The organism is Vibrio sp. 10N.247.311.47 (assembly GCF_041467535.1).
Classification (GTDB): Bacteria; Pseudomonadota; Gammaproteobacteria; order Enterobacterales; family Vibrionaceae; genus Vibrio; species Vibrio crassostreae_C.
Genome location: NZ_JBFSUR010000005.1, coordinates 160,918 through 184,665, shown reverse-complemented (window position 1 = coordinate 184,665; position 23,748 = coordinate 160,918). Strand labels below are relative to the sequence as shown.

Annotated in this window: 18 protein-coding genes and 2 pseudogenes; 10 read left to right on the top strand and 10 right to left on the bottom strand. The window is 43.7% G+C overall.

Annotation, left to right across the window (positions count from 1 at the left end; translation table 11 throughout):
* Positions 1–192: 192 nt before the first annotated feature.
* A complete protein-coding gene (locus tag AB6E51_RS05595; protein ID WP_372058071.1) occupies positions 193–672 on the bottom strand; it encodes a type II secretion system protein in 480 nt (159 codons plus the stop codon).
* A gap of 250 nt (positions 673–922) precedes the next feature.
* Positions 923–2,311, bottom strand: a pseudogene (locus tag AB6E51_RS05590) (putative bifunctional diguanylate cyclase/phosphodiesterase); the annotation flags it as partial.
* A 182-nt stretch (positions 2,312–2,493) separates the two neighbouring features.
* Between AB6E51_RS05590 and AB6E51_RS05585 the strand changes: the two are divergent.
* The gene (locus AB6E51_RS05585) at positions 2,494–3,183 is read left to right on the top strand and encodes a response regulator transcription factor (protein ID WP_017060591.1); all 690 of its coding nucleotides are present in this window, start codon (positions 2,494–2,496) and stop codon (positions 3,181–3,183) included.
* Entirely contained in the window at positions 3,176–4,525 is a 1,350-nt protein-coding gene (locus AB6E51_RS05580) for a sensor histidine kinase KdpD (RefSeq protein WP_017064877.1), read from the top strand. Before AB6E51_RS05585 ends, AB6E51_RS05580 begins: the two co-directional genes overlap by 8 nt.
* Before the next feature lie 131 nt (positions 4,526–4,656).
* Here the strand turns inward: AB6E51_RS05580 and AB6E51_RS05575 are convergent, their stop codons facing one another.
* Positions 4,657–5,193 (bottom strand): GNAT family N-acetyltransferase, encoded by a 537-nt coding sequence (locus AB6E51_RS05575; RefSeq protein ID WP_017069226.1) that lies wholly within the window; start codon positions 5,191–5,193, stop codon positions 4,657–4,659.
* A gap of 226 nt (positions 5,194–5,419) precedes the next feature.
* Between AB6E51_RS05575 and AB6E51_RS05570 the strand changes: the two genes are divergently transcribed.
* Positions 5,420–6,685 carry an HD domain-containing phosphohydrolase gene (locus AB6E51_RS05570; protein WP_372058070.1) on the top strand — a complete coding sequence of 422 codons (1,266 nt, stop codon included), beginning with the start codon at positions 5,420–5,422 and terminating at the stop codon, positions 6,683–6,685.
* A 134-nt stretch (positions 6,686–6,819) separates the two neighbouring features.
* Here the strand turns inward: AB6E51_RS05570 and AB6E51_RS05565 are convergent.
* Positions 6,820–7,143: pseudogene (locus AB6E51_RS05565) on the bottom strand (PTS sugar transporter subunit IIA); the annotation flags it as partial.
* Between the two features lie 187 nt (positions 7,144–7,330).
* On the opposite strand from AB6E51_RS05565, the gene AB6E51_RS05560 reads away from it, so the two are divergent.
* The 4 genes from AB6E51_RS05560 to AB6E51_RS05545 all read left to right on the top strand — a co-directional run bounded on the left by AB6E51_RS05560 (position 7,331) and on the right by AB6E51_RS05545 (position 10,858).
* Complete coding sequence (locus AB6E51_RS05560) at positions 7,331–7,951, top strand: hypothetical protein (RefSeq protein ID WP_017060596.1); 621 nt, start codon at positions 7,331–7,333, stop codon at positions 7,949–7,951.
* A 444-nt stretch (positions 7,952–8,395) separates the two neighbouring features.
* Positions 8,396–9,604, top strand: coding sequence for a NupC/NupG family nucleoside CNT transporter (locus AB6E51_RS05555; RefSeq protein ID WP_372058069.1), 1,209 nt, complete (start codon positions 8,396–8,398; stop codon positions 9,602–9,604).
* Positions 9,605–9,925: 321 nt separating this feature from the next.
* The gene (locus tag AB6E51_RS05550; RefSeq protein WP_017064869.1) at positions 9,926–10,195 is read left to right on the top strand and encodes a hypothetical protein; all 270 of its coding nucleotides are present in this window, start codon (positions 9,926–9,928) and stop codon (positions 10,193–10,195) included.
* Between the two features lie 45 nt (positions 10,196–10,240).
* Entirely contained in the window at positions 10,241–10,858 is a 618-nt protein-coding gene (locus tag AB6E51_RS05545) for a class I SAM-dependent methyltransferase (protein ID WP_372058068.1), read from the top strand.
* Positions 10,859–11,002: 144 nt separating this feature from the next.
* On the opposite strand, the gene AB6E51_RS05540 is transcribed toward AB6E51_RS05545, so the two are convergent.
* A complete protein-coding gene (locus AB6E51_RS05540) occupies positions 11,003–12,145 on the bottom strand; it encodes a DUF3541 domain-containing protein (RefSeq protein ID WP_372058067.1) in 1,143 nt (380 codons plus the stop codon).
* Between the two features lie 283 nt (positions 12,146–12,428).
* Between AB6E51_RS05540 and AB6E51_RS05535 the strand changes: the two genes are divergently transcribed.
* Both AB6E51_RS05535 and AB6E51_RS05530 read left to right on the top strand, forming a co-directional pair.
* Positions 12,429–13,784, top strand: a complete 1,356-nt coding sequence (locus tag AB6E51_RS05535) for a diguanylate cyclase (protein ID WP_102398618.1) — start codon at positions 12,429–12,431, stop codon at positions 13,782–13,784.
* 163 nt (positions 13,785–13,947) lie between these two features.
* Entirely contained in the window at positions 13,948–15,597 is a 1,650-nt protein-coding gene (locus AB6E51_RS05530; protein WP_017060608.1) for a DEAD/DEAH box helicase, read from the top strand.
* Positions 15,598–16,134: 537 nt separating this feature from the next.
* Here the strand turns inward: AB6E51_RS05530 and AB6E51_RS05525 are convergent.
* Positions 16,135–17,664: a DUF3612 domain-containing protein gene (locus AB6E51_RS05525; protein ID WP_081090203.1), complete on the bottom strand. Its 1,530-nt coding sequence runs from the start codon at positions 17,662–17,664 to the stop codon at positions 16,135–16,137.
* 169 nt (positions 17,665–17,833) lie between these two features.
* Here AB6E51_RS05525 and AB6E51_RS05520 point away from each other — a divergent pair, with 169 nt between their 5' ends.
* Positions 17,834–18,430: a malate synthase gene (locus AB6E51_RS05520; RefSeq protein WP_017060610.1), complete on the top strand. Its 597-nt coding sequence runs from the start codon at positions 17,834–17,836 to the stop codon at positions 18,428–18,430.
* A 130-nt stretch (positions 18,431–18,560) separates the two neighbouring features.
* On the opposite strand, the gene AB6E51_RS05515 is transcribed toward AB6E51_RS05520, so the two are convergent.
* From AB6E51_RS05515 to codB, 4 genes are all read right to left on the bottom strand, one after another.
* Entirely contained in the window at positions 18,561–19,577 is a 1,017-nt protein-coding gene (locus AB6E51_RS05515) for a GGDEF domain-containing protein (RefSeq protein ID WP_372058066.1), read from the bottom strand.
* 458 nt (positions 19,578–20,035) lie between these two features.
* Positions 20,036–20,248, bottom strand: a complete 213-nt coding sequence (locus AB6E51_RS05510; RefSeq protein ID WP_004740083.1) for a cold-shock protein — start codon at positions 20,246–20,248, stop codon at positions 20,036–20,038.
* A 358-nt stretch (positions 20,249–20,606) separates the two neighbouring features.
* Positions 20,607–21,884: a cytosine deaminase gene (locus AB6E51_RS05505; protein WP_136982714.1), complete on the bottom strand. Its 1,278-nt coding sequence runs from the start codon at positions 21,882–21,884 to the stop codon at positions 20,607–20,609.
* A 9-nt stretch (positions 21,885–21,893) separates the two neighbouring features.
* Positions 21,894–23,132 carry a cytosine permease gene (gene codB / locus AB6E51_RS05500; RefSeq protein WP_032545811.1) on the bottom strand — a complete coding sequence of 413 codons (1,239 nt, stop codon included), beginning with the start codon at positions 23,130–23,132 and terminating at the stop codon, positions 21,894–21,896.
* Between the last annotated feature and the right edge of the window lie 616 nt (positions 23,133–23,748).

The window sequence follows — 23,748 nt, the reverse complement described above, 5'->3', positions numbered from 1 at the left end:
AATCGGCTAGTGATGAAAATAAGATATGAATGAGGTTGGTGTTATACCATGAGCACTGCCTAAAAGTATAAGCAGCAACAAGTTAGATCAATTAGTGTTATTTTTGAGCAAATGTTAGCGTAACCACATGATATTCAAAGATCTGTTGCGGTGGCTTTGTGTTAACTATGGAAGCGTGCAATCGTTGAGTATTTAACATGCACCATCAAGCACCACGATCTGTGGTTCTTTTTCTGGCTGATAAAGCACCTGACAAAAGTCTCCTTCTGGCGAATAGGTGTAGTTTTCGGTGTCGAAAGAGATGGCGGCTACTCTTTCTGCATTGCTGCCAGAGTCTACTTCTTTGTTGATGACATAAAGCTCTGTTGCGTCGATATTGAGCAGTCTTCTTAGTGAGTCAACATAGGCGATTGGGTAACCATGACAAACGTAGTAGGTCTCAATCTCCGTCTTTTCAACATAGTTGCACTCATCCTCAACGCCAGCAATCGCTGACTTCGCGTAGATCATATCGATACCCGTGCGAAGGTTACCAGCCACATCATGTATTTTACTCGCCCGAGCACTTCCTTGAACGTCTAAGAACTTGACCATAGCTGTCGCCGAAACGATCGCTAAAATTAATACAGAGATGATGAGTTCTAAAAGAGTGAAGCCGTTTTGTCTGTTCATGGTTACCGATTATTTGCTCTGCTAAAGGGACGGAATGAGGGTAATCTAAATACCAAAGTCATTACAGTTAGTGGGTATAATGGTTTGGTGTTTTATTGTGTGAATTTCTAAGTAATTTTCTTTATAAACAATAGCTTAATTATTTCCTCTTACTGTTAAATGCTATGTAAGCATACGTAAGCGTACACACCCACAGCAGCCGATTGTTTAGGAAGCATTCAAACGACTTAATTTATTGATAAATAAGTCTTTAATTGTAGGATTGTCGACCATTCAAAAACTGACTTTCGACTTCATTTGAGGGAATTGGTTTACTAAATAAAAATCCCTGAAGATACTGGTATCCACAATCGATTAAGAACGCTTTTTGCGTTTCGGTTTCGACACCTTCAGCAACCACTTTTAGCCCCAATTTTTCACAGATAGCATGGGTGGCTTGGACAATCGCTTTGCTCCCTTTGTGTGAACCGTGGACGAAGCTTTTATCGAGTTTCACGGTGCTAATCGGTAAGTCATGCAACATCGACAGTGACGAGTAGCCTGTGCCAAAGTCATCAAGGTGAAGCTCTACGCCCAATTTAGAAATATCGCTTAACGCTTGCCTGACTTCACCATGCTTGAAGATCATGGAAGATTCGGTGATCTCAAGGGCGATGCTTTGAGGTTGGATATTGTAGAAGTTCAACATTGCTAATAGCTGCTCGGCAAAGGTCGCGTGCATCTGAATACTCGAAATATTGATACTCATCATCAACTCACTATCAAACTCACGTTGCCATATCGATAGCTGTTTGAGTGCAGAGTTCAGAACCCATTTCCCGAGCGGTACAATTTGCCCCGTCTCCTCCGCTAAGCTAATAAACTCATCAGGGCCTATGTTACCTAGCTCTTTGTCTGACCATCGAAGCAAGGCTTCAAACCCTTTCACCTTGTCGCTGTTGGTGTTCATGATCGGTTGATAGTGAAGGTTGAGATCGTCGTTTTCTATGGCGCGTGCCAGTCGATGGCGGATCTCTACTTTGCGATGCAGGGTTTGTGCTAAGTCTGGGGTAAACGTTTGGAAGCGGTTTCGACCATTCGCTTTTGCAAGATGCATCGCCATACCCGCTTGCTTTAGCAATGTTTCTTGGTCAACCGCGTTATCAGGGAAATGCGCGGTACCTATGCTGCAACCGACAGATAAACTGCCGATGCCTCTGATATGGAAACTTCGGTTTAAGGCATCAATGATGCGAGATCAAAGTAGTGGGATATTTTGATTTCGGCAGGTGTGGGCAATCACAATGAATTCGTCGCCACCAAATCGCCCTATCATGCATTTCTCATCAACCAACTGTTTAAGGCGTTCACCAACCTGTTTGAGTCGTTGGTCTCCGACAGTGTGCCCATAAGTGTCATTAACTAATTTGAAGCCATCAAGGTCGACAAACATCAATTCAAACGGTGAGCGATAGGCAATGCTGGTTTCTAGAAGGTTGCTGATCCCACGGCGATTATAAAGCTCCGTTAAACAGTCGTGTTCTGCGTTGTATCTGGCTTTTATCAGCTTCTCTTTTTGCTTTGTTGTACAGGTTAGGTTTAGCAGCAGTTCGCTTTTATCAAAGAGCCACTTTCCTTGCACATCAAAATGGTGTGCTCTGAAGGAGGAAACCTTGATAAACCAAGGCGCACCGGTTGTTGGTTCTCTATTCTGTAAACGTGTATGTACAAAAGTGATTACTATGTTTTGCGTACGGTAAATGTAGGGCTCTGATTCCAATATTGATGATCTATGACCAGTATATATACTGCCTTCGATTTTAATAAATACTGGTGATAGGAATGTCGAAAACCAAAGTGCTCATTGTTGAAGATGACCAAGAGATAGCTCGTCTAACGACGCTTTACCTCGAAGCTGAAGGTTACAATGTTAGCGTTGTTCATGAAGGGAACTTGGCACTTGAAGCGATCCGTAGTATTGAACCTGATTTAGTGCTGTTGGACTTGATGCTTCCAGGGATGAGCGGCGCGCAAATTTGCCGTCAAGCCCGTGAGTTTTACAATGGAATGATTTTAGTGCTAACGGCTTCCGCCGATGAAATGAGCGAGGTCAGCTTGTTTAAATTTGGTGCGGACGATTACGTTGCCAAACCGATTCGTGGCCATGCCTTGTTAGCGCGAATTGAAGCGTTATTGCGTCGAGCGACTCCCGTAAAAACTGCGCAAGAAACTACGGCTGAAAAACAGTGCGATATTGTAATCAACAGCTCTGCTCAAAGTGCCACGCTCTACGGCCAAAACCTCAAGCTTACTTCTGCTGAATTTGAAATCTTAAACCTTCTCGTTAATAACATCTGTCAGGTCGTGACTCGAGACCAGTGCTGTCAGTTATTTAGAGGGATAGATTACGCGTTCAACGACCGCTCGATTGATATGCGCGTGTCTGGGTTACGCCGAAAGCTGCGCATTCACGCAAAAGACAAACAGTTGATTCGTACGGTTCGCAACAAGGGGTACATGCTGGTTGCGTAAGTTCATTGCTACGAAGCTTCGCTCGGTTTCGATGTTTGCTCGCTTATACCTTGGGATTGTGACTGGGATGTCGGCAACGATATTTTTGTTCTTGAACCTTGGTGAGGGGTACATGCGACGCACCGAGATCGAAACCTTCCTCAATGATGGCATCTACTTTGCGGAGCAGTATGTTCGTCAACACAATCAAGAAAACTCACTCTATAAAGAGCTCGATAGAACAGGCTACCAACAATTTTATATCTTCAATTTACGCCTGTTGGAGAATTGGTCGGGCGAGGCGCCTTGCCAACAATGTGAGTTATACACAACCTTAAACGGTGTGCCGATATATCTAAGTGATGACAACCTCTATTCGACCGTGTTTCAGCTACCAAACTCTAAATTCAGTTTTGGGTTCAGTGAGGTAGGGGACTTTTTCTCTCCTGACATTGAATGGTACGAAGACTCAGAACGACACTTTTTGTTAGGGCTGTTGTTGGCTGTGATTGTGGCGATTGGAGCAAGTGTTTACTTACCTGTGAGGCGTTTTCAAGAAAGAATAGAGTTGCTCGTCGAGAAGCAGAAACAGTTTGGTAAGGGCAAGCTTAGTACTCGATCTGACATGGACGACATCCATCCTGTTTCTGATTTGGCCAGCAGTTTTAACTTCATGGCTGAAGAGATCGAAAGCAAAGTAAAACAAAGTCATATTTTCGCTCAAGCTATCCCACACGAAGTACGAACTCCGCTAAGTCGTATTCAACTGGCGACCGATATCCTAAGAAGGGGAGCCCCCGATAATCATCAGGTTCTTTTCGATGACATTGATACCTACATTGAGGATATCAACGAGCTCACGTCAGAAATCATCATGCTGTCGAAGTTGAATGTCATGGATAACTCTTTCTTTGAGCTCGTTAAAGTGACCTCCGATCTTCGTGAGTATTGCCTAGACCGAATTCGTTACTCGAAACTAGACAATGCCACCTTTGAATCTAAGGTACAGCTAGAGTGCAAGATTAAGTGTGATTGCTCAATGGCACGCTTGGTGTTCGATAACGTTCTCAAGAATGCGGGTAATTACACACAAGACAAAGTGTGGATGACGCTGGATGAGAACTCAGAAAACTGGCTGGTGGTGATTGAAGACAATGGTTCTGGAATACCAGAGAATAGGCGTGATGAGGTATTCCTTCCGTTCTCTCGACTAGACTCAAGCAGAACGTCGACCAACGGTGGATTGGGGTTGGGCCTCGCGATTGCTCTATCGGCGGCTAAAAAACTTTCTTGGGATATCAAAATCGACGACAGCAACCATGGTGGTGCCAAGTTCAGTATCGTGATTCCTAAGATCGCATAAACTGTAGCTTTAAGAACTCTTCAGGCTCGTCAAATAACAAAGCCACGGACTAATACCGTGGCTTTTTCATATTCCGATTTACAAGCTAGTGACTTCTTAGTTACTGCTGCCTAGAGCCTAGAGCCTAGAGCCTAGAGCTTAGAGCGATGAAGTCCATAAATAGCGTGGTCTACGATGCGGCCATTCAAGTTCTCGTTACGAGTTATAATACCTTCTAACGTGAAATGTAAGCGCTCACAAACCTTGCGGCTGCTTTGGTTACCGGTTGCGGCTGATATCTCTACCTTTTCCATATCTAACTCATTGAAAGCAACATCAATCAGCTTCTGGACAACGCGCGTCACAATCCCCTTTCCTTGGTATGTCTCAGATAACCAATAACCTATGGTCACCTTTTGCTTATCATGATCAATGGTATTGAAACTGCAGTTACCGACGACCTTGTCTTGATACACGATTGCACAAGTCATGCTTTTACCTTCGGCATAATCGTGTAGCGAGCGTTGGATGAAGATCCTAAAGTCTTGCTCGGTTTTACAATGTGGCGGCCACACGAGCCATTGACTTAGGTACTCATTCTGGCTTTGTGAGATTTCCGCGTAGTGAGAAGCGAAGCTCTCTTCAACCAATGCGATGGATAGTTCATTATCGATAACTGTTTTAAACATGTTTTTCCTTTTCTTATGGCTGCTGATTTTAGTGAATCTTAGTCGGCAGGGTATAATGTCGCATGATTTTTAATATGCAACCACTTGTAGCACGGAATTTTCGTGATACGTTAGATCTATCACGAAACTTATTAAACCTTACAATAGTTGTGTATATAATCATTAGCTATGCATTAGTATTGGCAGCCTAAATATATAAAAACTATAAAAATGCTAGGCTTAAATAATGAATCAACATTGCCAGGACGTGACCGTAGACCTAAGGAAGGCTCTATTCGGTATTGCTAAGGCGCTTGATAACGTCGGTTTCGAAAGCAAAAATCATGGACAGAGGGTGGGTTACATCGCGTATCGGTGTGCTCTGAGTGTGGGGTGGGAAGAAGAGCAAGCACAACTTGCGTTCTCATTGGGGTTAATTCACGACTGCGGAGTATCGCAAATTGACGAGCAGCGTAGTTTGGTTTCAGGGTTCATTCCTGACTCGAGTTACCACCATTGTCAAAAGGGGTACCAAATTCTAAAAGAGTGCCCGGTTCTTTCTATATTCGCTAAGCCGGTGCTTTATCATCATACCCCTTGGGTTGAGTTAAAGGCTATTTATATCAGTGAGTTAGAAAAAGAGCTAGCTGCTATCGTGATGCTTGCCGATAGGGTTGACTACTTGTATGGCATTACCTCTTCAGATCGTTATGGAAATCTCACACCCGATGGCAAAGCGAGCATCATTGAATGTTTAACAGAACAAGCGGATGAGATGTTCGAAACCAACCTTGTGCAACACATGTGTGAGTTGGTTGATTTGGATGATTTTTGGTTCTCGATGGAGATCCCTTACATTGAAAACATGAGGGATAACTTTGAACCTGTGCCATTTTTCTCCCAGCAAATGTCGCTGGATGAGACGGTGGCCTTTGCCGAGTTTATCGCCAATGTTGTTGATACCAAAAGTTCGTTTACCTTTAAGCACTCTTTAAAGGTTGGGCAGCTTTCAGAATACCTCGCCAAACAGCTGGGTTATTCCTACACCACTCAGCGCAAACTCTATCTGGCTGGGTTAGTCCATGATATCGGTAAACTGCAAACCCCTAATGACATTCTGCATAAGCCGGATTTACTCACTGAAGAAGAGTATTGCTGTATTAAACGCCATGCAACGGACACTCGATTCGCATTGCAGGAGTTGTTCAGTTCACCTCAGGTTTGTCAGTGGGCATCTAATCACCATGAAAGGTTAGATGGTTCGGGTTACCCAATGGGAAAAACGGCGGAAGAGTTGGATCAACCCAGTCGAATTGTTGCTGTGGTGGATGTGTTTCAAGCGCTAACTCAGTCTCGACCTTATCGTGGAGGCATGACGTTAGAAGAGACTCTCGCTATTTTGAGGGACCACGTTGATAACTTTAAGTTGGATCGAGAAGTGTTTGAGTGCCTTAATAAACACGCGCAATATTGCTTTGAATTATCGACAGACAAACGAATGTACGCGTTTTAACGCCACTGAATGCTTTCGAGGTGTGACGCCTAAACTCATACTCGGTCGAAATGACTAAACACCAGAAACAGAAAAGCGATAGCCGAGGCTATCGCTTTTTTTAATGGGGGCTTATCAGGATTTTTAGATCGAGATTAGTATCGCTTTAAGATCTCGATGATCGCTTGCTCAGTTTCCGCTGCGATGATGGCATCAATGTCATTATCATTTTGGAACAACTCTGATAGCGCCATAATCGTATGGATGTGGCTATCTGAGTCCATCGCCGCCAGAGTAATCGAAAGGTAAACGTCACCGTTGTCTTCTGACTCTAAATCAACACCCTTTTTGAATACCGTTACTTGCAGTGATGCTTCGTTCACACCATCTTCAGGGCGAGCATGAGGCATCGCAATTTTTGGTGCCAGAACATAGTACGCGCCGATGTCCTTGTGCTTTTGCTTGATAGCTTGAACATAATCTGTTCATTTCATAACGTTCCGTTACAAACCCTTGTTATTGACTGATGACTCAATAAATTTAACCCGATGTGTGAGCGAATTTATATAAATAACAATTATGTAAAATATTGATTTTATGAATGTTTACTCATTAAGTCGATTTTTGTTAGAACAGCCTATTCAAAACAATAAGATAGGTAAATCTATGAAAAAACTCGTCAGTTTACTGCTCGCTGCAGTATCGTTAGGGCTTTCTGGTTGTGCAACGGTATTAACAGCAGAACAAAGTGCGCCTCAACTCAATGAAGTTCCACAGGAAAAAGCGTTGACCGTCGCTGTAATCGATAAGAGACCATACGTTCTCGATCATGATAAAGAGCCAAAATTTGAGGGAATTATTCGCAGTTCGTTAGGTATTCCTTATACCTACAACACGGCGACACAGCAGCCAATGTCTCAATTTTTGACTGACAGATTGGTCGCAGGCTTGAAAAAACAGCAAGTAGCTGTTGAGTCGGTTGAGACGACGCCTGAAGAGGATATCACCAAGGTTGCTGAGCAGATGAAAGCATTCGACAACAAATCGATGATGTTTGTCTTGAATGAGTGGAAGTATGACTTCCACGCATTTACGGATAACTCTTGGTACAACGTTAATGTGATTATCTATGATGAAGCTGGTAATAAGCTACTCAGCAAAAATTTCCAAGGCGAGAATGATGTACCTGATGGTGGTGCAATCATCAATGAGATGCAACTGATCTACAAACAGCGTTTTGAAGAGATATTCCGAGATGCTGAAGTGAAAAGTGCCCTGCTAAACTAGTTATTCCCACTTTGATCTCATATTTTGAAAAAGCCACACTCTGTGGCTTTTTATTTTAATGATGGTTTTTTTGCATTATTTCTTGCTGGAAAAATTAATTATTGCGAGAAGTAGTTCGATTTGTACGCTTTATGACCGCGCGATCGTTTGCGTTAAAAAATGTGATGAAAGTCTCACTTAACTGTTTATACTTCTCTTCCGGTTTTAAGCCGGTGCTTAGCCAATACAAGCCGTCACATGGATATGTGAATGACCCCACGGACCGGACCAGCTACGTTCCACTGCTTGTATAAGGTGATTTTTTACATGAACAACTCGTTGTTACATTCGCTAACCCTGTTAGCTCCTTCATCGCGTAGCGTTTTGCTTGCGGTTCTTTGTCCTGTTCCTTTGATGTCATTTGCTTGGCTCATGTTCACTCTTTAAGGATTACTAGGACACATTATGAATATTCTATTTGGTTTTGTCGGTGTTCTTGCACTGATTGCTTGCGCGTACCTGTTATCTGAAAGTCGTTCTTCAATTAACTGGAAAACGGTCTCTCGTGCACTATTATTTCAAATCGGTTTTGCAGCCTTAGTATTGTATTTCCCTTGGGGACAACTGGCGTTAACAAGCCTAAGCAATGGCGTTTCGAGTTTGCTTGGTTTTGCAGACGTTGGTATCGCTTTCCTATTTGGTGATCTGGCTACTGAAGGTTTCATTTTCGCGATTCGCGTACTTCCAATCATTATCTTCTTCAGTGCTTTGATTTCTGCGCTTTATTACTTAGGCGTCATGCAAAAAGTGATTCAAATCTTGGGCGGAGCGGTGCAAAAACTGCTGGGTACAAGTAAAGCTGAATCTCTGGTTGCTACAGGTAATATCTTCCTTTCTCAGGGTGAGTCTCCTCTTCTTATTCGTCCCTTTTTAAAGTCTATGACTCGTTCGGAACTGTTTGCTGTAATGGCAGGTGGTATGGCGTCGGTAGCGGGTAGTGTACTTGGTGGTTATGCTGGCCTTGGTGTTGAGCTTAAATACCTTATCGCTGCAAGCTTTATGGCGGCTCCGGGCAGTCTGTTAATGGCGAAGATCATTGTTCCTGAGCGCAGCACACCAAGTGATTACGACCATATCGAACTAGATAAAGCTGACCAAAGCAACGTGATTGATGCATTGGCAAGCGGCGCGATGAACGGTATGAAGGTTGCGGTAGCGGTTGGTACTATGTTGGTTGCATTCGTGAGTGTGATTGCGATGGTCAACACTGGCCTAGAAAGCCTAGGTGAAACGTTCGGTTTTGCGGGTATTACGCTACAAGCTATCTTTGGTTACCTGTTCTCGCCTCTTGCATGGCTGATCGGTATCCCAAGTGACGAAGTATTGATGGCGGGTTCTTACATCGGTCAGAAGATCGTTATGAACGAGTTTGTTGCTTTCATCGACTTCGTTGAGAACAAAGCTCTGTTATCTGAACACAGCCAAGTGATCGTGACTTTTGCTCTATGTGGCTTTGCTAACATTGGTTCTATCGCGATTCAGTTAGGTTCAATCGGTGTTATGGCACCAGAGCGCCGTGCTGAAGTTGCAAACTTAGGTTTGAAAGCTGTAGCTGCTGGTACGCTAGCAAACCTAATGAGTGCATGCTTAGCGGGTATTTTCATCCTGCTTTAAGCTATATTCAGTTAAAGCGGACACTTTACTTACGGAGTTAACGTAAGGAGGGTGTCCGCTTTTTTGTGCCTGTTAATCAGGCGAAATCAGGTTTTGGCCGTCGACTGTGATTTGTCTATCGTGAGTAAAAGCTCACTCGGAAGAGTAATAGAGCCAGTTCCTTTTATCCGATATACTTGAATATCATCAGGTTGCGATTAATAACATTCGGCTTCGATTAAGAACATTCGATTTCGATTGAGAATATTCGGTTCCGACTAAGCATATCCGCTTTCGATTAGGAACAATGGCAACCAAGCTAAATTAATCAAGGGTCTCTCCATGAACATTCGCGTTCTCATCGGTCTTATTGTTACCTTCATTGGCTTGTTTGCGATGGTTTACCTAATTGCTGGCGGCGCTCAGTTTCCTATCTACCAGTGGCCAAAAGAGGCTTATCTCGGTTTGGTGTTCAGCGTGGTGTGGGGGGCTGGTGTCGCAGCGTCTGTAGCGTATTTCTTCTCGGCATTGGTGTTTGTTACTGTCGCCGTGGTTTGCTATGCGATCGGTTATAAAATCGGTGGGCTCTTTTCTTCAAGTTCTAAAGCTTAATCTTATCAAGGTGTGCTGATGTTCATTGAAGTAGGGCTGATTTGAATGCACTGGCTCGATCGTTGGAAGGTGTATCGCTATCATCGGAAACAAACTAACCGCTCGAATGGCGACAAGGCTAAAGTTTTAGGTTGGACTAGCGAAGAGAGTCAATTGTGTCGCTTTGAAGTAATCGCTCGTGCGGCGGACTTCGAAAAGAAGAGTGTTTTAGATTTGGGTTGCGGCTATGGCGAGCTGTTTGAACTGCTCGACAGCATCTATCGTATTCAATCTTATACCGGCGTTGACCAACACGCAGGCTTTCTTAAGAAGGCGAAGCAAAACTACACAGAAGATCGTTGTCAGTTTTTGGCGGGTGATATGAGCAAAATGAACCTTGAGGCGCACGACATTGTCATCGCTAGTGGTTCACTGAACTACATCTCTCGTGATTCTGATTATCTGACAAACATGATTACTCGCATGTATGAACTGGCGAATCAGACGGTGATTTTTAATCTTCTCAACTCAAGCCAGTATCCTTCGCGTAATACCTTGATGAGTTATCACCCTCAAGGTGTCTATCGTTTCTGTAAAACGCTCTGCGATGATGTCTCTTTAACGGAGGGCTACGCAGAAAGGGATTTTACGATAGTGATGAACAAAGCCGTGTCAGGAGCTTGATGTCGTCTTTGTTTTTATCTTTACGCAGGTTTTGATATTAACAACTTTTGATACGAGTACTGACGTAGTAAACAGCAAAAAGCCGCAGCCTTGAAAGGTATGCGGCTTTTTGGGTTCTATGACCAACCTAGGCTAGGTATGCTGCTAGTTCTTCGGTGGTTGGTTTTTAATAAGTCCGTAAGGGATGTTAGTAAATACCTTAGGGTTGCCTTCATAGGTCGGCGCTTCATTCACTTGCTGCCAATCGAGTAGCATGATTGCTAGCACATTGCGGTGTTCACCGTACTCAAGATCAAAATCACCAGTGATAGAAGGGATCATGCCTTGTTTCTCATCGATAGAAGCTTGAATCGCGAGTCGAGTTTTCTCTAGAACTGGGTCATCTTCTAAACCTGCCAGTAAGAAGGTCAATCCAACCTCAGCAATCACATCTTCTTTCGCACGCAACAGAATCGTATCGATGTTTTCTCTGAAGTAATCGTAGACCCATTGATGATCTTGCTCGCTCACTTGATGCTGATAGTACTCGGAATCGCCAAAGATGACGTGTGTCATGCCGTAGAGTTTGTTGCCAAATTGCTGACTTGAAAGCTTCTTATCTTCATCGTCTGGGTACGCTTTTTTGAAGGTTTCGACAAACTCATCAACGACATCTTGTTCACCCAGTTGGCGCAGCCAGTAGACTTGATTGGCGAGTTGAGCCGCCCACGCTTTCACCATGTCTTCATTGGTCACGTATCGTGAGAAGTCATAGCGACGAATGATTTCGCGTAGCTTGGCATCGTTCTTGTGTTCTAAACCGTATTCGTTAGCACGAGCCATAGAGCCTAGAAGGTCAACACCAAGGTAAAGGTATTCAGGCATGTGCTTGGTGATGTTGTAGCGTCGAATACTGCGCTCATCGTTATCACCAATATAAGATGCAACTCGCTTCTCTGAGTAGAGTGCGATTTGTTCCATGGTTTGAACGTCATTCGACAGGGTGCTGAGCTTGCTTGCCACTCGAGCCATGTCGCTCCACACCGCCGCTGAATACTTATCGTCTAATGTTTGACGATACATGCGCAGCCCGTAGTGACCTTCTTTGAATGCAGGCAGGGTGTAAAGCTGGCTTTCGTAGGTGGTGCGAATTAGGTCTGCAGATTGCTTGAAAGATTGTTCTTGAGAATTGAGCGAATCTGCTTGGGATTGAACGTTCACTGCGGTTGGCGCTTGAACGTTTTCTTGTGCGTGAACGGCAACCGAGGCTGATAGCAATGTACACAGTGTGATAGTTTTTAACTTCATGTCGTGAGGTACCAAGCTGATTATTAGTCTATGTAAAATAACATTGATGAATCCTTTAATGTAAGCGTTGAGTCAATACAATGTAAGCTTTATAAGGTTCACTAACCCTTTTTGATTAAACCATTCGTTTAGTAAAGAAGTTTGAAGTGATGGATCACTCAATATTTGATAGATAGTCGACGTCAGTATGGATTTTTAATGACTTAGCGGCATACTGGGGCAATAAGCCAGAAATGAGCCGTTATAAGGCAGTATATAGAACAATAGTGTTAGAGGTTCGTAAATGCCAAGTGGTTCTAGCAAGCAGTGGTCTGCCAGAGTAGTATCTTTTCTTTTTTTCCTTGCGATAGTAAGCGCAATTGAGTTCTTTCATGCCAAGCAATTAACTTTTCTTAAAAACGAATCGTATTCAGAGGCAAAAAAGCAACTATCCATTATTCGTTCTCGGATTGAAGCCGCGATCGTGTCAGATATGTATATCCTCAATAATTTCTCGACCTTAGTGACCATCAACCCCGATGGTGAGGTGAAAAATTGGGATAAGATTGCTGAGAATATCATTCAAGATGGCTTCCATATTCGACTTATCGGACTCGCCAAAGACGACATTCTAAACTTTGTTTACCCGATGGAAGGTAATGAGCAGATTCTCGGTATTAATTATCGTGATCACCCAAATCAATGGGAGTCTGTTGAGATAGCCCGTAATCTTGGCAACACCTTTATTGCCGGTCCTTTTGAGCTGTTTCAAGGTGGACAAGCCCTCATTGCACGCACTCCGATCTTCCGAGACCCGCCTTTCAATCAAGATTATTGGGGTGTCTCCAGTGCTGTTATCGGTTTAGATGAGCTGTTTGAAGATGTTGGAATCGGCAAGATAGAGAACAAGTATGAATTAGCAATTCGTGGTGCAAACAGTTCAGGGAAAGATGGCGCTGTCTTTTATGGCACTCAGGATGTGTTCGATAATGCGTTCGCCACTGAACAGGTGAGTTTCCCATACGGGGGTTGGTACCTTGCTCTCTCCGGTAACGAACATGTATTGATGGATGAGCCTTGGTATCGAATCCAAGCGGTAAGGCTGGTAGGCTACTCCATTATATTAGTGTTGGCGTTTGCCTTCTTTACTATTTATCGTCTGTACCGGATTGCAGATAGCCGCTCTATGCATGATGAGCTAACGATGTTACCGAATCGTCGATACTTCATGTATAGCCTCAAACAGGCCTTCAAAACCACTCAAAAACAGAGAGCGAGAACCTTTGCCGTTGTAAATATCGACCTCGATGGGTTTAAAGCAATCAACGACACTTATGGTCACGCGGCAGGCGATCAGGTATTGATTGAGTGTGCTAACCGCATAAGAAGTGAGCTGCGTGTTTCAGATATCGTTGCAAGGATAGGCGGTGATGAGTTCTTGGTCTTGTTGCCACGCATCATCGATGATCAACACGTATCTTCAATCGTGACTAAACTACGAAAGGCGATATGCTCGGCGCCAGTTGTGTACGAAGCGCACTCTATTTATCTCAGAATCAGTGTGGGTTGGGTTATTCACAATAGTAACTACAATGATGTCGATGCGCTCTTGAAAGCCGCTGATGAAAAAATGTACGAACAGAAGCGACAAGTTATCTAGGTTGAATTTTAGCTGCGATTAGAATTTAGTTGCTGAATGGGGGGAAAAGCCTCAGAATACCGCGCTTTGCTCCGTATCAATGTATTTGATGAGCAAAAGCTGAAGCAACGCACTTTTTAACGTGTTGCTCATACTAAATGTTATTCAACTGAGAAAATAATCTATGAGTTTTACCTCCCTTGGCCTTTCTGAACCGATCCTTAAAGCTATTGAAGCACAAGGTTACGATAAGCCATCACCAATACAAGAGAAAGCCGTGCCAGCTGTCCTAACGGGCAAAGATGTTATGGCCGCTGCTCAAACAGGTACAGGTAAAACTGCAGGCTTCACGCTACCTATTCTTGAAATGTTATCGAAAGGTACTCGCGTACGTCAGAACCAAGTTCGTGCGCTCGTGCTAACGCCAACTCGTGAGCTTGCTGCGCAAGTGAATGGCAGCGTAGTGAAGTACGGTATTAACTTACCGCTGACTTCGACGGTCGTGTTTGGTGGTGTGAAGATTAACCCTCAGATGCAAAAACTGCGTAAAGGTAGTGACGTGTTGGTGGCAACACCTGGTCGTCTACTTGACCTATACAACCAAAATGCAGTGCGTTTTGACCAACTAGAAATCCTAGTGCTAGATGAAGCGGACCGCATGCTAGACATGGGTTTCATCCGCGATATTCGTAAGATCTTAGCTTTCTTGCCTAAGAAGCGTCAGAACCTACTGTTCTCAGCGACGTTCTCTGATGATATCCGCAGCTTAGCGAAAGGCTTGGTGAACAATCCTGTTGAGATTTCAGTAAGCCCTGCAAACTCAACGGCAAAAACGGTTGAGCAAAGCATCTACCCAGTAGACAAAAAGAAAAAGAGCGCAATGCTAGCGAAGCTAATCAAAGATAACGATTGGCAACAAGTGTTGGTGTTCAGCAAGACGAAACACGGTGCGAACAAGCTTGCTCGCTTCCTTGAAGAGCAAGACATCACTGCTGCACCTATCCATGGTAACAAGAGCCAAGGTGCACGTACTAAAGCCTTAGAGAACTTCAAAACAGGTAAGGTACGAGTACTTGTTGCAACTGATATCGCCGCTCGTGGTATCGATATCCCGCAACTGCCTCAAGTAGTTAACTTCGATCTTCCTCATGTATCAGAAGACTATGTACACCGTATCGGTCGTACTGGCCGTGCAGGTGAAGTAGGTAAAGCGATTTCATTGGTTTGTGCTGATGAAGTGGGTGAGCTGTTCGGTATTGAACGCCTGATTCAACAAGTGCTAGAGCGTCGTGAACTGGAAGGTTTCTCTCCAGTAAATAAGTTACCTGAGTCTCGCTTGGATTCACGTCCAATCAAGCCTAAGAAACCGAAGAAAGCAAAACAGCCACGTGAACATGCTGATGGTCAACGCTCTGGTGATAACGCTCGCGGGCACAAGCCAGCAGGTAAGAACAAGCGTCATGTAGCTGGTAATGGTTCGGCTCCAAAGCGTAAGCCGACATCTGGTAAGAAACCTGCTGAAAACAACTCAGCTGCGACAACTGAAGATAAATCAGTAAGAAACAACGGCAGCAACTTTAAACGCGGTAGTGCGGGCAATAAACCTGCTGCAAATAACGCAGGTGCTCAGAACACTCTGAGCAAACCAAGCGGTGCGGGTAAATCTAACGGTACTGGTAAGCCAAACAACGCGGGTAAACCTGCAGGCAAACCTAAGAAGTCTGGTTACGGCGGTAGCTACGGCCCAAGCAAGTCGTCAAATAAGCCGACAAGCAACAAACCTTCGACAAACAAACCGTCTCGAAGCCGTTCTAAGCCAGCTCCTCAGAAGTAATCTTTTCTGAGATATTGAAAGAGCAACGAACATGAGTCGCTTTATAAAAAGGCGTCTCGTGGGTTAAGTTCTTTCTGTCATAGAAATCGAATAAGCGCGAATATTGAATCTCAATGTTCGCGTTTTTTTATGGGTGTTGTTTATGTTGAGTAACCTAGGGGAGGTTTATTGCTGTTTAAAGTGATTGAATCTAAGGGAAATATGATATTTTTGGGAAGGGTAATGAATCTTTAATTATTCATTAATAATAACATAATCACTAGCGTTTTTGTTGAATTTTGCAATTTGCAATTCCAGTTTGCAAAACAAACAAGGATATCCGGCCAATACGTGTCCAGATGCGTAGTAAATACGTGTTTTAAAAGTTGGCACGCATGCTGCATTAGTAATGGTGACCCTTCTTAAGCCGAGGGTCACCTAGCCAACTGACGTTGTTAGTGAACCTTTTTTGTTCACACAAAATATATGACCAATCACCCTTATTGTGATTGGTTTTTTTTGCCTGAAATTTAGGTTCTATTTTTTGTTATTACTTTTTTACTCACCACACTTAGAGTAACAGCTTGGTTGGCGTGGGCATTCTCCACCTCTGGAGCAGATAAGCCTCGCCTCTGTCTCAATCCCACGTTCAATCCAATTTATATTTAGAATCTTGGCTATTGTCGTGAGATCTTTTTTGATGTTACGCGGAATTGCCACAGAGCCACCATTGTTAACGCATGACGCTTTAAGCTGCTCTGCTATGTCTCTTGAATTACCGCCTTGAGCATCAATCGCAGGGTTGAGATCTATACCAGCACACAACACACGATTGTTACCCGCAGGATCCGTCATATTGATGGATTCACAGCAGTAGATTCTTGGCTCATCACCCACGTTCAAAATGGAGATTTGAGCCGAGCTTCCCGCTCGAGGTTCTGATAATCGACGGAACACAGCCCAATGTTGACATGGGTCAGCGACCGTTCTCATATTTCCCCAAGGTAGCGGAATCCCGTTCCCGCGATATACCGCCTTGAGTTTCCCCGGCCCATAAGCATCAAAGTAGTGCCAGTGAGGGTAGGGCGATACTACAGTCATTCGACGCATCGCAACAGAGGGGGAAACCCCTGCTCTTTTGTGAACGTCGATTTCGTAACCAGTGCGGTCAAGTAGCTGCCTAAACGGGACTTTCGGGCACAGAAGTGCGCCAGCAAAGAAGCTGGATTCAAAGTCTCGCCATGCTTGAAGAATATCTTGGGAGTTGAGCTGTGAAGAGCCTGATACCTGGTTGTCGTCCCACGTGTTGTTGTTACCGACCGACAACACACTCTTTAGGCCTTCTTTGCTGTGCAGAATGCAATGACCGATATAAACCGAAAGGTCGTATTTCAGACGAGTTGGATACTCTTTAAGAATCTCGTTTAAGAAGATAGTACCGGGAGGCTCAAAGAAGGAGGTCACTAACTGCTTAGCGTTAATTCCGAGCTCATCGACGACGTCTTGCGGCGTGCGCGTCACCCAGCGGATGTTGATTCCTAGGCTTCTAGCGATGTCTATCAGGTCTTCTACGCTGAGGTTAAGACGTTTTAAGCCTACTTCTTCCGCAGCGCGCTCAAGGTCAGGGAAGTGGTTCTGGTTGCTCTCTTGGTGTGCTCGAATCAAGAGGTGCGCAAACTGGCGGCCTGAAATGCCCGTTTGTGACAGCATCTCAGGAATCGCAATTTGCAGGATGTCGTTTGAGAATAGGAAGCTCGGCTCGAGCGCCATGCCACTTATCCCACCACGATTCCCCTTATCAGGAGCAATGGCTTGTTGTTCAGATTCGTCGTCGAGGAACCACGTCGGATTCTTCTGAAAGACCTGTGCAATCACTTCCAGCATATCGATGCTCGGAACCCGCTTTCCACGTTCAATCATTGAAAGGTAAGAAACGGAAGGAGCACATTCTGGGTCGATTCTAATACAACGCGCAGACAGGTCTTCCATCGTTAAATGGTTACGTTTTCTTAGGTTACGTATTTTCGTACCTAGGAAATGTGACTGACGAACTAAACTTTTTGACAAGGCCATATTTGTAAAATTCACATTGTAAAATTTTTGTTGTGAAATTGTATGTAAAAAAGCGCTAATCTACAAACTAAGCAATTCAAAAAATGACAAATAAATTAAACGTTAGTTTGGAATAATTGCTCTAGGACACATTTTTGCTGTAGAAATCGGTGGTTATCACCGGACTGGTCAAGAGGGAAAGACTATGAATATGCTTACATTCGATAAAACAGAAATCCAAAAACAATCAAAGCCATTTATCGCTGAAGCTGTCTTTGCCGTGGAGACAATCAATGCTAATCAGCAAACTGAAAAGCAAGTGAAAGCAAAGCAGCTGCTTGATCGACTATTCCCACTAGAGAATGGCTCACATCAAGACGTAACCAGCTACGTAGTCGATTACCGCCATATTATGGCTTACTTTAAAGACGGTCAGCACAGCGGTCTGAAGCACCCTAAGCAGTTTGTAGCGTACATGGGTGAGAAGAACGACCCAGACTCTATCTTGTTTCGAGATGGCAGTGGCAGCCACCTAGAGGTGATGTTTGGTTGCCACAAAGGGACAGGTTGTATTGAGCTAGTAGAAATTGATGATATTCAGTTGGAATCATGCACCACGTTTGGCCAATCACCAATGGAAGCAACAACCACAATGCGTGAAGAGACCATTGCAGCGATGCGCCACTGGATCAGTTTGATTCAAGGTGACGCAAAGGGTAAACCAAAGGCATGCAGTGAAGATAAAGAGTTCAGAGCAAAGAGTGGTGAAGACTACTGCTTGAATTATTGCTTCCAGATCTAACGGTGAATCCTAGTTAGCTAAAGTAATTTATACAACTAAAGAAAAAAAGCCCCGAAGATAATGAACTTTGGGGCTTTCTAGTCTCAATACGAGCCGACTAATATGTCGATAAGAGCATTGTTGGTGTGTTTTACAAAGGCATGACTCGGTTACGGCCAAGTAATTTCGCTTCATAAAGTAGCTTATCAGCACGTTCAATCAGCGATTGAGCTGATTCGCCGGGTTCAAGTTCAGCGACACCAAACGATGCAGTGATACTGCCGACTTGTTGACCACTGCGGCGATCTTTAATCGACAGCTTTTCTAGAGAGCGACGATTGGTATCAGCGAGTTGACGAGCAATACGCAAAGACTTGTTAGGCACAATCAGCGCGAACTCTTCACCACCAAATCGATAGGCAGAAATACCTTCACGGCAACTTAACTTCAGCTTGCGAGCGATCGCTTTAAGCACCATATCGCCAAACAAGTGGCCATAGGTGTCGTTGAAATTTTTAAAGTGGTCGATATCGAGAAGAATCAGACACAAAGATTGTTGTGCTTCACACAGGGTTTCTATGTCACGGTCGAAAGAGCGACGGTTATAGAGTGTGGTTGTACTATCGAAAAGCGCATCTTTCTGAACTTCTACTAACTGGGTTTTTAGCTTGGTGATCTCTGAGGTTGCAGAGTTTAGCTGAGAGTTTAAAAACTGAGTAGAGTGACGAATATGACGGGATTCAGACACCAGCTGTCGAACCAAGGACATCACTTCATCAATAGATAAGCTTTCATTATCAACACGAGCCAAGTCCTCGAAGCTTTTATCGATCATGTCAGAAAAAGCGGAGGTGTCGGTCAGGGTGTCATTCATTGAATTGGAAACTTCAGAAACTAACAGTTCCAAATTAGCGCGAAGGTCATTGATATTGGTTTCGGATTTGCTGGCAACATAATTGTTGTATAGCTGCTCACCAACGGCAGGAGGACAAATACCGTAGTGTTCTAAAACACCATCCATGTCTTGAGTTAGCTGGGGAATAGCGTTATCGACATAGGTGTACCAAAGTGCGTAATTTGCAGGTGTCGTTGACACCCTGTTCTTCATCATAAGAGGCACCGCTTTTTTTAGATTTGCGGTGGATTTCTGAAATTCGTCTTTGTTCATTATTTTTACTGCAGATACCAAAACAACTAAGCCACTTGCGAACAAGGTTAGCGGATTTCGAAGGTCTTTGCTTTAAAAATTATATAATTAGTGGATGAGGATTGGATAAACAACTCATTTTTATTATGAATATCGATTGCGTATTCATAAGTACAATCTAATGGATTGTTCTTTAACCATATTTGGGCTTATCAAACTTTCGGTGTAGCGTGAGTTAGTATCAAAAGATTGCTGAGAAATGAGTGTTGTTGTCTCTGGAAGTGCATACAAAAAGTGAAGTTATTTGGGCGTCGAGCTTTAACTGAGAGTGGTTAGATTGGGAGGCTTGGCTGGTGATTTGTATTTGTTCAGAGTTAACGGGTGAAGCTTGCATCAAGAGGGGAAATGTTTATGAGCAGGCATAAAAAAGCGCCGACAAAAATCAGCGCTTTAAAATTCTTTTTAGCTATAAGAGCTAATTATTGAGCAACAACGTTTGCTGCTTGTAGGCCTTTTTGACCGTTTTCAACTTCGAAAGAAACCTTTTGGCCTTCTTTCAGAGTTTTGAAGCCTTCAGAAACGATTGCACGGAAGTGTACGAATACGTCAGCGCCGCCGTTGTCTTGAGAAATGAAGCCGAAACCTTTCTCTTCGTTAAACCATTTTACAGTGCCAGTATTTGTGTTAGACATAATTTGTCCCTTATTCATAAATTTTCTAAGTTGTTGATTGCATTTAATGCAATGCGCTGATAATTGAATTATTTAATATTGCTAAGAAATAAGGAAAAACTACTTACAAAAACGGGTAACGATTTTACATGTCAATTTTTTACTATTCATCTAACTTAAATAACTCCGGCTAACAGAGCGAGAGCATGTTAACACAGTCTTTTGAGATGTACACGCATTGCTTAAGAAATTTGTGCTTTTTTTGTCATACCGTGCGAATGTACAAGATTTACACTGATTTAGTGATAGTTTTGTCGCTTCGTCCAACACAACAAAAGGAAGCATCTCAGCTTCCTTTTGATCATTAGTATAGACGATATTAACGCTTAAAGTTGATATCTTCAGTTTGATCTAAATTTATTTTTGTTTTCGCTGGTTGAGTCTCTGCAATCACCTTACCGTGTCGTATTGAGTACTGCACTGGTACTTGGCGGCGCACTGCATCAAAGCCATTGTCAGCAGGAAGAATCAGTAAGCTACCTGGCTTACCTTCTTCGATGCCGAAGTTGTCTTGTATGTTCAATGTGCGAGCAGAGTTCTTGCTGATCAAATCAAGTGAGTTGTTGATTTGATCGTAGCCCATAACCTGTGTCACATGCAGTCCCATGTGCAGAACTTGAAGCATGTTCGCTGTGCCCAGTGGGTACCATGGGTCAAACACATCATCGTGGCCAAAACAAACGTTGATGTTTGCTGCTAGCATCTCTTTAACGCGCGTTACACCGCGGCGTTTCGGGTAATCGTCGAAACGGCCCTGTAAGTGAATGTTCACTAACGGGTTTGCCACGAAGTTGATACCAGACATCTTCAATAGACGGAATAGGCGAGATGCGTAAGCACCGTTGTAAGAGCCCATTGCAGTCGTGTGGCTAGCGGTTACTTTCTCGCCCATTTCAAACTTATGAGCAAGAGCTGCTAATGTTTCCACAAAGCGAGACTGTTCGTCGTCGATTTCATCACAGTGAACGTCGATCAGACAGTCGTACTTACGTGCAAGCTCGAACACGTAATGCAGAGATTCAACACCGTATTCACGAGTGAATTCGAAGTGAGGGATAGCACCGATAACGTCAGCGCCGATCTTCACTGCTTCTTCAAGCAACTCTTTGCCGTTAGGGTATGAAAGGATGCCTTCTTGAGGGAATGCAACGATCTGGATGTCGACCCACTCTTTCATCTCTTCACGAACTTCAACCATCGCTCTTAACGCAACGAGTGTTGGGTCTGACACATCAACGTGCGTACGAACGTGTTGAACACCGTTAGCTATCTGCCATTTCAGTGTTTGCTTGGCACGAGACTTTACGTCTTCGATTGATAGCAGTTCTTTACGCTCAGCCCAACGCTCAATACCTTCAAACAAAGTGCCAGAGATGTTCCAGTTAGGCTCACCAGCAGTTTGAGTAGTATCTAGGTGGATGTGCGGTTCACAGAAAGGAGTAACTGCAATGCCACCTTCAGCATCAAGGATGTCGCCTTGATGATTGATTTGCGCGCCATTATCGAGAATGCGAGAAAATTGACCATTTTCAATCAGAATCTGTTTCAAGCCTTCTTGGTCTTGAAGTTTCGCGTTCTTGATTAATAAGGTTGTCATAGTGTGTCCTTAAGCGGCCTGAGATTTCAGAGCTTTTTTGTTCAATAGAGGATTAAGCACGAGGTAACTGATTGCACCACCTAACACTGCGTTCAAAGGAACAACGCCAGGTAGGAAGTGACCAGCGGCTACGCCTGTTGCTACCGCGATAATGCCAGCCCAGTTAACGGTTTGGAACTCTGCATTTGCAAAATCTTTGTAACGTTTACGGTTCGCGAAGAAGTCGGCGATGATTACGCCACCAATTGGTGGAATCGCCAGCGAAAGGAAGGTTAACCAACCAACGAAGTTGTTGTATAACCAAAGTGCGAAAATCGTACCGATAATGCCGTTAATGATTGACATTGTAGTACTTGAGCGACCAGTGATGTTAGATAAACCCAAACCGGATGCATAAAGTGCATTTTCATTGGTTGTCCAGATATTCAAGCCAAGCACGATGATGGCTGGAAGCAGCAGACCTTGCGCGATCATCACATCTGAAATATCAGCCTGACCGGTTGCTGCTGCTCCTGCTGCGCCGAAGATAAACATCAGCGAGTTACCGATGAAGAACGCAACCATAGTAATTAATACTGCGCTTGCTGGCTTTTTACCAAAGCGAACGAAATCGGCCGTTAACGTACCCGCACTTACGAACGAACCTACAACCATTGCAAGAGCCATTGAAAAGTCCATTGGCGTCTCTGGTTTAATAAGTTGCAATTGCTCTAGTCCACCAACACTGTCTACCGCAGTCAGTACTGAGTAACCACCCAGAATCGCAATCGCAGGCACTGCAATCGCTGAAAGCACCATTAGCGCTTGAATGCCGAAGTACACTGTACCCGTCATCAATAAGCCAGATACGATAATCAAGGTGTTGGTATCAATGCCCGTTGCTTTTTGTACTGGAATAGCAAACATCGCAACACCCACACCAAACCAACCGACTTGTGTACCACCAAGTAAAGCAGAAGGAAGCCATGAGCCTTTAGTACCGAAAGAGAAACGAGCAAGGAGGTGGGTAGAGAGGCCAGTAGATGAGCCGATGTAGCCAAGAAAAGAAGTGTAAATACCGAGGATTAGGTTACCGATGAGAACGGCGAGGAAGAAATCGTTGAATGAAAGACCTGTCCCGAGTGAACCACCTGTCCACATACTTGCAGAGAAGAAAGTGAGTCCAAGCATTACCATGGTGAGTGAAGCGACTCCTTTCCTAGCCGATGTAGGAACCGGCCCTAGACTGTAGTTATTATCAGCAGCCATTTTTTACCTCCGCAAATGATCAAAATTAAAATTAACGGTCGCCGTATTGCAGGAAAACTTGCGCATTATGGTGATATAAATCACATAGTCAATGCTAATTTTGTCAATAATTGCCCATAAAAACCAGTTATTTCAGTAATTATCTTGTAAAACATAGGGTTATTTTCTGTCTTTATTTAAAAAAAACAAATAGAAAACGTTTTCTATAATGCGTTGGTTATCTGCTGTTCTTGGTTGGCTATGAATGCTTATTATTATACGTCTGAATGGGTGTCTGTATCGAAAAAGAGGGCGGTTGGCCAAACTGCAGGCAAAAAAATAGCCAATCGCAATAATCGCAATTGGCCTAGATATTTTGTGAACAAGAATAGGTTCACTAACAACGTCAGTTGGCTAGGTGACCCTCGGCTTAAGAAGGGTCAATATATACATTGCAGTTAGTGTGCCAACTTTTAAAACCACGTAAAACGGCAGTTTTATAGCAATCTGGTGCGTATTTGAGCGTTTAATTTGCGTTTTTGAAATACCCAATTGCAAAATGCAATTGCGATTTGCAACTTTAGAGTGTTTATTCGTTTTTCGGGTTTGTGTTCTTTCTGGCGACGAATGGTGAAAT